This is a genomic window from Chitinophaga flava (assembly GCF_003308995.1).
Lineage (GTDB): Bacteria > Bacteroidota > Bacteroidia > Chitinophagales > Chitinophagaceae > Chitinophaga > Chitinophaga flava.
Genome location: NZ_QFFJ01000003.1, coordinates 186,137 through 198,583, shown reverse-complemented (window position 1 = coordinate 198,583; position 12,447 = coordinate 186,137). Strand labels below are relative to the sequence as shown.

The window sequence follows — 12,447 nt, the reverse complement described above, 5'->3', positions numbered from 1 at the left end:
ACGATGATGATTTCACCTGTATTAATACGCCTGTCCCGGACTTTAATGTTCCTGCTCACGGCCTCCCTGCTGATGACAGGGTGTAGAAAGGAATACTCCCAGGAAACGACCACGCCTTACAACCCTACGCCGTCGCCTTCCGATGGTATGGCTGTATATGCACTGGTACAGCAGGGCAGCAGCTGCTCCGACGCTACGGTGAGCGGTTCCTACAAAACAGGCACCCCAACCGGTGACGATGCAAAAATACAGATAACCGTTAACGTTACCACACCCGGAATCTGGGCGATGAGCACAGGTACTGTCAATGGCCTGCGTTTTACCGGCTCTGGTAATTTTACCAATACCGGCAGACAACGTATTACCCTGCAGGCTTCAGGTATACCTGTACAGGCAGGTGTTTTTACATTCCCTATACAGGCTTATACTTCTACCTGTAGTGTAGCCCTCACCGTTACAGGGGATTCGCCTGTACCCACATCGGAATACTACTATAAAATGACGGTCAACGGGAAAGACTATACGCAGGAAGCAACGGACAATAACAACTACATGGCCACCGCCGAAGTAATTGGCGACGTGGATGTGCTGCTGGGCGCAGGTATTACCTGGAACGCCAACATTCCGCTGCCCGCGGGTAAAACAGAACTCGTTATCTCCAAAGGGATCTACAAAAACTACCGTACTACTTCCCAACAGGATTTCAAAAATTTCTTCAAACCCGGTGACTATACCTACGCTACGATTAACGGTCAGGTATATACGGATGGTATTATCATCAACTGGACAGATGAAAACGGCAAGACCTGGGACAGCTTCAACGGCACCACTGGCCAGCCGGGAGGTACCTTTACCATCATCAGCACAGAAGAAGTGCCTAATATGATTGACTATTATGTTAAAGTGAAAATGCGCTTCAGCTGCAAACTCTATAACCATGCTACCGGAGACGTGATCAACGTTACCAATGGAGAGATGGTCAGCTCTTTTATAAAAAAATAATCTTATAGAGAATCTCTATCACGTTGCCTTGGTAGATTATCCTACATTTACGGACGGATCATGAACGATCCGTCCGTAAATTTTTTTTATCATGGGAATGACGGCTTCGCCAACAGGCTACACAAGGAAACAGGAAATCGTGAATGGACTGATACATGCGATTGGTATTGTATTCGGCATCAGTGGCCTTCCGGTATTGACTAGCATTGCTGCCACACATGGCAACACACCTGGCATCGTAGGTGCAGGTATTTACAGCTTCTGCTTTATTTTGCTTTTTACCTGCTCGACCATCTATCACATATCGCAGGAGTCGGCCGTCAAAAAAACATTCCTCATCTTCGATCATATCAGTATTTATTTTCTCATAGCCGGTACCTATACGCCTTTCCTGCTCGTATATATGAACAACGCGTTCGGGATATCCCTGTTATCGGTATTATGGGGGCTCACAGCTGTAGGCATCATTTTTAAAGTGTTTTTCACCGGCCGCTTCGACATCATTTCCACGCTGATCTATCTGGTCATGGGCTGGATACTCGTAGTCGGTGGCAAACGTTTTTTCACTGAGCTGCCTATGCCTGTCATCGTATTGTTATGTGTAGGAGGAGGACTGTATACCGTCGGCGTTATTTTTTACCTTTGGGATAAACACAAGTATACCCATGCAGTATGGCATCTGCTGGTACTTTCAGCCGCTATTTGCCATTACGTTGCTATATTGTTATCCATGTAAATGAATTTGTTTTGACAACAGAAGAATACAAGGAGTTAATCCATAAGTTTGACCTGGCCGGCGTAGAAGACTATGTTCTCTCCAACACCCGGCCGCTGATTACACTGACCCTGGCGCAACAGGAAAATTATCAGCATACCGGTAACACAAGAGTGGCAGGAGACCCCGATCTTCCCGCCCATATTGCCTGGCCTCTCACCGCCAACGGAACACCGATGACGTTTATCGCGCAGCTCGACCTCTCTGTCATTAGTCAGCAGGATGTTCAGCAATTGCTGCCCGATACCGGTGTACTGTATTTTTTTATGGGAGATGTTGACAAGGCTTATCATATCGAACATAAAGTGATTTATGCAGAGGATAAAACAGGTTTAAAAAGAACACCAGCTCCTGCTGTTACTGTGCTGGAAAAAGAGGAACGGTTTACCAGCTATCAGCTGCAGACCGCACCTTCTCTCATGCCGCCCAATTATGCCTACGCAGATTATGATGAACTCTCTGAAGACGAGTCAGATGCACTGGATGATCTCTGTATGCATCTCACCGAAGGCATCGGGATGATAGGCGGTTATCCTGACGGACAACATGATGATCATTATATAGAAGCAGCCATGTACCTGGTAGCAAAACAGAAATATGATTACCTGCCCTCCAATGCCCGTAAAACATTGCTGCAGCATTTTAATGGAAACCAGCAGCAGGTGGATGACACACTCAGCGATATGACTATGTTGCTGCAGATAGATTCCGACCGGCAGGTGGGCTTCACCTGGTGGGATGCCGGTTGTATTCACTTCTTCATACAGAAAAAAGACTTGCTCAGCAAACAATTCGATAATACCTATCTATCGCTCTATAGTTCCTAATATATGAGCAACAGTTAAAACAATATAAAAGCAAAATAATATATATCCTATCTGTGCTGCATCTTCCGGATTGCGGCTCCAGTAGCGTATCTTTGCGTTCATAAAAAAAATATAATACTCCCACATCAGGAGAATCAGTACCATCATGTCCATCACAGTTTATTTCAGGGAATTGCTCGATCTGATGAAGATGGAGCGGGAGGAAGACAGGCAGTCATATCAAAAAATGACAGAATCAAGCACTGTGGCCGAACGCAGGGCTAATGGTCTTACCTGGTACCCTATAGCGATCAGAGGCTCGGAAATGAGCCGCGGCGACTATCTCACCGTGGAAGTGGAACGCACTACCCATCAGGATATCGCGCACCAGCTTCGCTTTGGAGTATCAGCCATGCTTTTCTCCAACCACGATCATCAGAAAGACAGGGTGGAAGGGACCGTTACCTACCAGGGTGGCAACCGGTTGAAGCTCATGCTCCGTACAGATGAACTGCCGGAATGGGCCGATAATGGTAAGCTGGGAATAGACCTGTTGTTCGATGATAACAGTTATGATGAAATGCAACAGGCCCTGAAACAGGCCTCAGCCCTGGGGGAGAAAGCCTCCGAAGGGCACCTGGTGCAGATCCTTACCGGTCAGAAAAAACCTTCTTTCGATACAACCCGCCAGCCGCTGGTGATTCCACGGCTCAATACTGTACAACAGGAAGCGGTCAACAAAATTCTGTCGGCCAATGAACTGGCCATTGTACACGGTCCTCCGGGCACCGGTAAAACCACTACGCTGGTACAGGCCATCAAAGCCCTCGTGAAACAGGACCAGCAAAAGATCCTGGTAGTGGCCCCCAGCAACGCTGCGGTAGACCTCCTCAGCGAAAAACTGGCTGATGAAGGCCTGAACGTATTGCGTGTCGGCAATCCCGCCCGCGTCTCCGAAAGGCTCATGTCGCTTACCCTCGATAGTAAAATGGCAGAACATGCCAGCATGAAGGAAGTTAAACGACTGAAAAAACAAGCCGGCGAATACAAAAACATGGCGCATAAATACAAGCGCAACTTTGGCAAGGCCGAAAGAGAACAACGCAAAGCCCTCTTTGATGAAGCACATAAGATCATGAAAGAGGTCGATAAAACCGAACAATATATCACCGACGACCTGATCGCTAAAGCACAGGTGGTAACAGCTACCCTTGTAGGTGCCAACCACTATACTGTGCGCAATGTCCGCTATCACACCGTTGTAATAGATGAAGCCGGTCAGGCACTGGAACCGGCCTGCTGGATACCCTTGATCAAAGCAGATAAGGTTGTCTTTGCCGGAGATCATTGCCAGTTGCCACCCACCATCAAGTCAAATGAAGCTGCCCGCAAAGGACTCAGCAACACATTGCTGGAGAAGTGTGTGGCACTTCATCCCGAAACAGTAGTGTTGCTGGAAGAACAGTATCGCATGAACGAAATGATCATGGGGTATTCTTCTGCCGTATTTTATCAGGACAAACTCAAAGCACATCATACTGTGGCAGACCACCGGCTTTTTCCGCAGGATGTGCCGCTTTCGTTTGTGGATACTGCCGGTTGCGGTTTCGATGAAAAACAGGAAGGTACCAGCACTACCAATCCGGAAGAAGCTTCGTTCCTGTTTAAACACCTGTCACAGCTCGTAGCTGCATGGCAGGCCCAGTCTTCATCGGCTGCATTCCCGGAAATTGCCATCATTTCTCCTTATAAACAACAGGTATACCTCCTGCAGGAACAGCTGCAACATGCACCCGAATTGCTCCCGCATGCAGCTAACATATCCGTGAATACAATAGACAGTTTTCAGGGACAGGAGCGCGATATCGTTTATATCAGCATGACCCGTAGCAACGCAGACAACAACATCGGTTTTCTGGCGGATATCCGGCGTATGAACGTTGCCATGACCAGGGCAAAGAAAAAACTGGTGGTAGTAGGAGATAGCGGTACCCTTTCGCAACTGCCTTTTTATGCAGATTTTATCGCTTACGCAGAAGCCAGGAATGCCTACCAGAGCGCCTGGGAATTTATGGACCTTTAAAATGAAACAAATATGATTTCTGCCAGCCTCCAACGTTGGGAGTATCTCTGTAATACCATCCCTCCATTACTGACCGCTATCAGCGAAGAAGATTTTTCTTTTAAACCGCTGCCGTCCAAATGGAGTAAAAAAGAAATCCTGGGCCACCTGATAGACAGCGCAGCCAATAATCATCAGCGTTTTGTAAGGATACAGTTTGAAGACACACCCACTATTACCTATAACCAGAATGAATGGAATAAACACAGCTACCATCAACAGGCACATAGCTGGCAACTGATCGATAGCTGGATAGCCTTCAATCAGCTCCTTCTGGGTATTGCACGGCATATACCAGAACAGCTGTTGCAGCGCACCTGTAATACTGGCAAACCCGAGCCCGTTACATTAGCCTATCTGATCAATGATTACGTTGTTCACCTCGAACATCACTTACATCAACTGGTGTCTTATCACTAGATAAATAATAGTAAAATATAACGGACATGCCTGTACGTTGTTAGGGATATTGGTTTATATTTAGATAGACCAATGCCCTATACTATGAAAGGCCTGATACTGTTGCTTGTGTTACCTGGTAGCCTGTTGGCGCAGGTACAGCGGTCTGTTGATCCTGTCGTCTCGAAAGACTACCTGAACCTGATCGGAAAAGACAGAAGCCTCCGACATGCCGACTCTTCCCGTTCAGCATCGGAGGTACTGCTGCACTCTCCCGGCGCCAACAAGATCTATGACTCCAGATACATCTCTGACTTCAGACACATTTCTGAACTCAGGATACGAAACGGATATGTAACACCGTACTTAAGTCCTCGTAATATATTACAGCTTACGGGGACACTTGGTAGTACCGTGGAGTTGAAAACGGTGAACCGTCTGCCTGCCGTACAGCAGTATTATGCCCAGGGCCGCTCCAACAACGGAGCGTTGCAATGGCGGGGCGCTGAAACAGGCGAAATGTTTAGTTATGGCCCTGCACTACGTTCACTGGAATTCGATGGCGCTGCTTATCCATATGACCCTAATGGAAAACTGGTGTCAGCTGGCAGTGGTAACGGCACTCCGGCTAAAAACTACCACCATAGCATATTTCGCCCCGGCCTGCTGGTAAGCACCTCCCTGGACCTGAATGGAGTGGTGAAAAAAATGGATGTCAAAAAGATGGCGCTGGAGCTCAAACTGGAACACACCAACGAAAACACCGTCATCCGGAATAACGACAACCAGTCAAAAAATCTCAGCACCCGCTGGATGTATTACATGAAAAGGTTTACCCTTGATGTAGGATACAAGTACAGAGATCAGCATCTATCCAATACCAACAGAAACGGTTTCTTTAACAGAACCTTCCAGCAATACCTGCTCACACCTGCCTCTTTCGATAACGCCTATACGAAATTGAGTTATCGCGCCTGGGCAGATAACCCTCTTTCCCTGTTAAAAAATAATGATAACAATTTCTTTGGCTGGCAGCACAATGCCGGAATGAAGTTGAACTATCAAGGGAAAAAACTGGAGGCGGCAATCGAACAAAGCGGAGAGTATGCATGGCAGAATGCAACCGAAGCCTATAAGCCCGGTACTAGCGGTTTCCCGGATGGAATACTGACACGTAGAACGGCAAGAGATCTGAACTATGGTGTCAATACACACCTCACCTATAAAAAACAATTGAAGGTCTGGTCTGATGACCATATAGATTTTACACTAAGGCATATTCTGTCTGTTGCCAGCTCTATGATTCAATATTCCTCGCCGGAAACAAAGTACAATTATCAGCGTACTGTTAATGAGTTGCTCTTACAGGTGCCTGTATATTTTGCCATCAGCAATGATATAGATGCTAAAGTGGAACTGGCTAACCGCGCTTATCTGTCCAATACCGCAAGCCGCCAGGATTACTGGTTGCCTGCTATCAACGCCAATGTATGGGTTAAACCGCTGTACTCATCATGGAGAATGCGCTTTTTTTCGATGCTGAATTATTATGATCACGAACTCCCTGTCAATAAATCTCTGGCGTATCTTAACCTGCTTCGTTATAATACTTTTGAAGCAGGCCATTATTTTCCGGTGACGGAGGTGGCTGGTTACGATCGGGTGAATCCAGTCAGGACCCGCGAGTGGAGTATGGGAACAGAGCTGACCCGTCAGCGTTTCGTTTTTCAGGTAAATGCTTTCAATAAGTTTGTAAAGGGAGATGTGTTCCCGTTGTATGACAATGCCAACTGGGTGCTGCGTAACCTGGCAGACCATCGTACTTCCGGGTACGAGCTGCTGTTTGGTATCTCGGAACGCAACTGGGGCAAACGATTACAATACAATGGTAATATTTCGTATAGTGCATACCGTAATAAGGTCATTAATGTGGCTGATGGAATGGATTATACGCCAATCGCAGGATTTAAAGATGTTAACAAGGCAGTCATTGAAGGACAGCCGCTGGGAGCAATCGTAGGAAGCACCTACCGCAGAAATGCAGCCGGACAGCTGGTGATAGGCCCCGATGGTTTCCCTATGGCAGATAAAGCCGGTATTATTGGTAATCCCATTCCCGACTTTATTCTGAAACACAGCAGCCGTATCACCTATCGCAACTGGATATTTCAGGCAGCCCTGGAATGGAAAAAAGGAGGCGACACCTGGAACGGTACGCAGGCCATGCTCGATTATTACGGCAGGTCCGCCTCTTCTGGCACAGAAAGGAATGTCACGGGTTATGTCTTTGAAGGGGTAACTGAAGACGGTCATCCAAACACCAAACCGGTAACCTTCTATGATCCTGCAAAGCCACTGGAAGACAACCGCTGGGTAAGATACGGTCCCGGCGGCATCGCAGAAGCCTACATCCGTAAGGCCGATTATCTGCGGCTGCAATCAGTACAACTGTCCTATACCTGGAGATTCCGGAAATACCTGCAGGAACTGAGACTGACAGGATATGTCAACAACCTGCTATTATGGACACCTTACAATGGCGTAGATCCGTCACAGTTACTGTTTGATCAGCCCAACAGTGCCGGGCTCGACTTCTTTAACCTCCCTTCTGTGAAAACCTTCGGCTGTAACGCTTTAATTAAGTTCTGACCTATGAAGTACCTGATGAAATTAACAGTATGTCTGCTCCTGGTGCTAATAGGGGCAATGATGCAGGTGTATGCACAGAAACTGAACTATGCATCCACCAAGGAAAAAGTTTATCTTCATACCAGTCATGTTTTCTTTACTCCGGGAGAGGATCTTTTCTATAAAATATATGTAGTTGATGCCCGCGACCAGCGGCCCGCTGCCTTAAGCAGTGAAGTATTTGTGGAGATCATTTCACCCGCCGGCACTGTGCTGGAAAAGCAGGTGTACCGGGTGGAAAATGGTTATGCTGAAGGTGCATTTCACTTCAGTGAACAGGCTCCTGGTGGTATCTATAAGCTCCATGCTTATACCTCCTGGATGCAGAATGAAAAAGATGAAACACATTTTACGAAAGAAATTACCCTGTTGAAGGTTATCCCACCGCGCGTGCTGATGAAACTGGATTTCCCGGCCAAAGGTTATGGTCCCGGTGATAAAGTGATAGCTGACTACAGTATGCGTAACCTGCAACAGGAGCCCGTAGAAAATTTCCAATGTCAATACAGGGTCGCAATAGATGGTCGTGTAGTGCTATCAGATACTTTCGTCACCGATACGGCCGGCAAGGCCAGGATTGTGTTCCGTCTGCCGGATACGCTTGCTACCAACGATGGTCTGCTGAATATTCTTGTGGATTACAGAGGAAACAAAGAAGCCATTTCCAGAAGCATACCCATCACACTCAGCAAAATAGATCTGCAGTTTATGCCGGAAGGTGGTACACTGGTCAATGGTATTCATACCAATATCGCTTTCAGGGCCGTCAACGAGTATGGAAAAGGCACAGACATTAAAGGTGTACTGATGGATGACAATGGGAAACAGGTAGCCACTTTTGAAAGCCTTCGCTTTGGTATGGGAGCCTTTGCTTTCACGCCAAAGGCAGGACAAAGGTATACCGCCAGTATACAGGCGCCGGCAGGTATCAAAGGCTCCTATGTTTTTCCGCAGGCTACAGATAATGGTGTAGTGATGAACATCTACCGCGAAGGGACGGAGCTGCTGGTTAAACTGAAAACTGATCAGCCACAAACCTTCGTGCTGGAAGGGAAAACCAAAAATGTCAGCTGGTATAAAAAAGAGGTGTCTTTAAAAAGCAAGGAACAGGTCATCAAAATAAATCCTGCAGATTTCCCTGCTGGCATCGCCGTTTTTACGTTGTCACAACCCAATGGCATACCACTAGCGGAACGTCTCGTTTTTCTGCATGCAAAGCAACAATTACAGGTAAGTATCACCACTGATAAAAATCTCTATGAGCCCAGGGAAGAAGTAACACTCACCGTCAGCACCAAAGATCAGAATGACAAACCAGTGCCTTCAAATTTATCCCTGGCAGTAATAGATGATAAAAAATGGTCTCTGGCAGATGACCGGCAGGACCATATTCTCTCCTGGCTGCTGCTTAGTTCCGAACTGCAGGGAAAAATAGAAGAACCACCGTTTTATTTTAAAGAGGATGAACCGGCTGCTCCCGCAGCGTTAGACCTGGTGATGCTCACCCATGGATACCGGTATTTTGATTTTCGCGCTGAAGTGCTGAGAGAGAACAGGCTTCGTTATGCTCCAAACCGGAAACACCGGCTGGTGGGGCGTGTAGTGGATAAATATGGTAAGTCCGTTGAGTCTACAGTTTTGTTGTTTCCCTATCAGGCCCATGAATTGGTAAGGGCTGTGAAAACGGATCCCACCGGTAAGTTTGTTTTATGGAATACGGCGGCTGACAGCTATGTGCTGGTAGCACTACCTTTTCAGAGATATAAAAGAAAGGAAGAACTGCAATTCAATATCCTGGAAAACACATTCACGGATGCAGGGGATAGTAGTCTGCTGGAAAGTCCGGTAGTAGGGAAGGACGAAATACTGGAGCTGACAAAAGAAGGGATAAAAGTTCCATTGCCGGAAGCTATGAGAAAAAATGCTGCAGTGGATTTTATCAGCTTCGGTCTGAGAAATAAAAATCTCAGCGAGGTAATAATAACAGGATATGGTACCTCAAAAAGGGCCGGCACTGCCGGGTGCATCATGGCATTACCACGGCAATACTATGAGGCGCCACAAAGTGCTGCTAATGCTTTACAGGGCAGGGTGGCTGGTTTATCAATCGTCAATGGTACCCCGGGAAACAATTCCTTCGTAACTATCCGTGGAACAGCCTCCCTGACAGGTAATAATGAGCCACTGTATGTTTATAACGGTGTGCCGGTGTCTGCGGCTTTCCTTACCGAAAACCTGGCAGATATAGAATCTATCACCGTCCTGAAAGATGCAGCCGCTGTTGCGCTATATGGGAGCAAAGCGGCCAACGGTGTTATTGTCGTTAGTGGCCGTAGTAATCCAAACTTCAAAATCCGACTGCCGTTGTCACCGGACTATAAATTGCCGATACAAAAAATTCAGATACCAGGTGTTTCGTATACCGATGCCCGTAGGTTCTATGCGCCGGTATATACTACCACTAAAACGGCTGAACGAAATGATTTCAGGGAAACCATTTACTGGAACCCGGTGGTACAGACAGATAAAAGGGGTACTGCTACGGTAACATTTTACAACTCAGATGCCTCTACTGCCTTCAGAGCCATCGCTGAAGGAATAGGCTATAATGGAAAGGTAGGCCGTGCTGAGGCGACCTATGCGTCCAGTGCACGTCTTGCAATAGATGTCAAAATTCCTCCTTATCTCACCGTAGGAGATAAAACATGGTTGCCGCTGGTACTCAGCAACAACCGGACAAGCACACTGGATGCGGATATCCGGCTGAAACTACCACAGGGACTGACTGCCGGCACTTTTGAATCGCATCTGACACTAGCAGGCAACAGCTCCCGCAGAGTGCTCATTCCGGTGGATGCATCGGCTAAACTCTCTGACAGCATCCGTATCAGTATCGACTCCCGTTATGGAAAGGAAGAAATGATATGGCCGATAACCGTGGCGGAAAAAGGTTTTCCGGTACATATTTCCTTGTCCGGCAACAAGACTGATTCTTTCCAGTTCTGGTTTAACAAACCTGTACCTGGCTCTCTGCAAACAAAACTCAATCTGTATTCCAGCACCGAAAACCTGACCATGGACGTACTGGAAGGCATGTTACGGGAACCTCACGGCTGCTTCGAACAAACATCTTCCACTACCTATCCCAATATCTATATCCTGAAATACCTTAAATACACTGCACAGATAAACCAGCAGGTAGAAGAAAAAGTAAAGAAATATCTTACCACCGGTTATAATCTGTTGAAAAGCTATGAAACAACAATGGGTGGTTTCGAATGGTTTGGCCGCACACCTCCGCAGGAAGTACTGACGGCCTACGGCCTGATGGAATTTATGGATATGAAGGAATTTATTAAGGTAGATGAAGACATGATAGCACGTACCAAAAAGTTCCTGCTCGACCGGCGCGATGGTAAAGGCGGCTTCAACCTGGAGCCTTCCAAAAGTTTTCAGTTCCGTGCGGTACCTTACAGCGTAGCCAACGCTTATATCGTATATGCGATGGTGAAAGCCGGCATGGGCACTGAGGTGATACCGGAGTATGAAGCTGCACTCACTGCAGCCCTGAAGAGCAACAGCTTATGGGAACTGGCAGTCATGGCCATTACAGCATCCAATATGAAACGGGAAAAAGATTATGATAAACTGATGGTCATACTGGCACCGGGATATAGAAACAAAACACTCGCTAAGGGCAGTATGGTAGGGGCACAAGGCACTTCATTGAATGTAGAAACCAAGGCTTTGTGCGGATTGGCCTTTCAGAGAAAAAGTGAATATCTTCAGGAGGTATTGGACATAATCGGACAAATCACTAAAAGCCGCTCTCACTATGGATTTGGTTCTACTCAGTCCACACTGCTGAGCCTCGAACTGCTCACTGAGTTTGCCATACGCCGCAACTGGAAACAAAACAGTGATAAGATCAGTTTTATGCTCAACAAGGAGTCTCTCACTCCCGGTCAGCAGGTGATGCCCGGCCTGAAAGAGGGAGAAAATAAGCTGGTAGTCACCTCCCACATACAGAACAATAACCATATCCCTTACAACCTGGATATAAGTTATTATACCCTGTTGCCGGAAAACAATCCGGCTGCTGTTCTGAAGTTGCAGACTTCCTTGAGTTCTTCCCGGACAAAAGTGGGAGAGACTGTAAGAATGAACATCCGGGTACAAAATGAATCCGCCGGCGGACAGCCGATGTCCGTTGCCAAAATAGGTATACCGGCAGGACTCTCTGCACAGCCATGGCAGTTGAAAGAACTGATAGAAACCGCGCAGGTAGCCCACTATGAAGTGTTTGATAACTATCTCGTCTTTTACTGGATGGGACTGGACCCTCATGAAACCAGAGAAATTCATCTCGACCTCAAAGCAGAGATAGCCGGTAACTATAAGGCAAAAGCCAGTACCGTGTATCCATATTATATGCCGGAAGCCCGCCACTGGCAGGAAGGTATTAGTGTGCTGGTCAGCGAATAACAAAATATGATGAAAATAAAGGCCGCTATGATGCAACCTCATAGCGGTCTTTGTGTCTTTAGAAAAAACGGGCAGGTGCCGGTTTAATAAGGTCGTATAAATAAAAAGCAAAAATGTATTGTTTTTCCTACATTCGTTTATCCGGGAAACCCTTGATCCGGAAAAGATCA

7 protein-coding genes are annotated in these 12,447 nt (G+C 46.9%); all 7 read left to right on the top strand.

What is annotated here, in order from left to right; translation table 11 throughout:
- The first annotated feature begins 3 nt into the window (after nucleotides 1–3).
- A complete protein-coding gene (locus DF182_RS31670) occupies nucleotides 4–1,002 on the top strand; it encodes a hypothetical protein (RefSeq protein ID WP_113619919.1) in 999 nt (332 codons plus the stop codon).
- A gap of 91 nt (nucleotides 1,003–1,093) precedes the next feature.
- On the top strand, nucleotides 1,094–1,738 hold the full coding sequence (gene trhA, locus DF182_RS31665) for a PAQR family membrane homeostasis protein TrhA (protein WP_211327331.1): 645 nt from the start codon (nucleotides 1,094–1,096) through the stop codon (nucleotides 1,736–1,738).
- Nucleotides 1,739–1,749: 11 nt separating this feature from the next.
- Nucleotides 1,750–2,604, top strand: a complete 855-nt coding sequence (locus DF182_RS31660; protein WP_161964341.1) for a YwqG family protein — start codon at nucleotides 1,750–1,752, stop codon at nucleotides 2,602–2,604.
- A gap of 145 nt (nucleotides 2,605–2,749) precedes the next feature.
- A complete protein-coding gene (locus tag DF182_RS31655; RefSeq protein WP_113619917.1) occupies nucleotides 2,750–4,666 on the top strand; it encodes an AAA domain-containing protein in 1,917 nt (638 codons plus the stop codon).
- Nucleotides 4,667–4,678: 12 nt separating this feature from the next.
- Nucleotides 4,679–5,125: a DinB family protein gene (locus DF182_RS31650; protein WP_113619916.1), complete on the top strand. Its 447-nt coding sequence runs from the start codon at nucleotides 4,679–4,681 to the stop codon at nucleotides 5,123–5,125.
- 84 nt (nucleotides 5,126–5,209) lie between these two features.
- The gene (locus DF182_RS31645) at nucleotides 5,210–7,753 is read left to right on the top strand and encodes a SusC/RagA family TonB-linked outer membrane protein (protein WP_147243612.1); all 2,544 of its coding nucleotides are present in this window, start codon (nucleotides 5,210–5,212) and stop codon (nucleotides 7,751–7,753) included.
- Between the two features lie 3 nt (nucleotides 7,754–7,756).
- Entirely contained in the window at nucleotides 7,757–12,277 is a 4,521-nt protein-coding gene (locus DF182_RS31640) for a TonB-dependent receptor plug domain-containing protein (RefSeq protein ID WP_113619914.1), read from the top strand.
- Nucleotides 12,278–12,447: the final 170 nt, after the last annotated feature.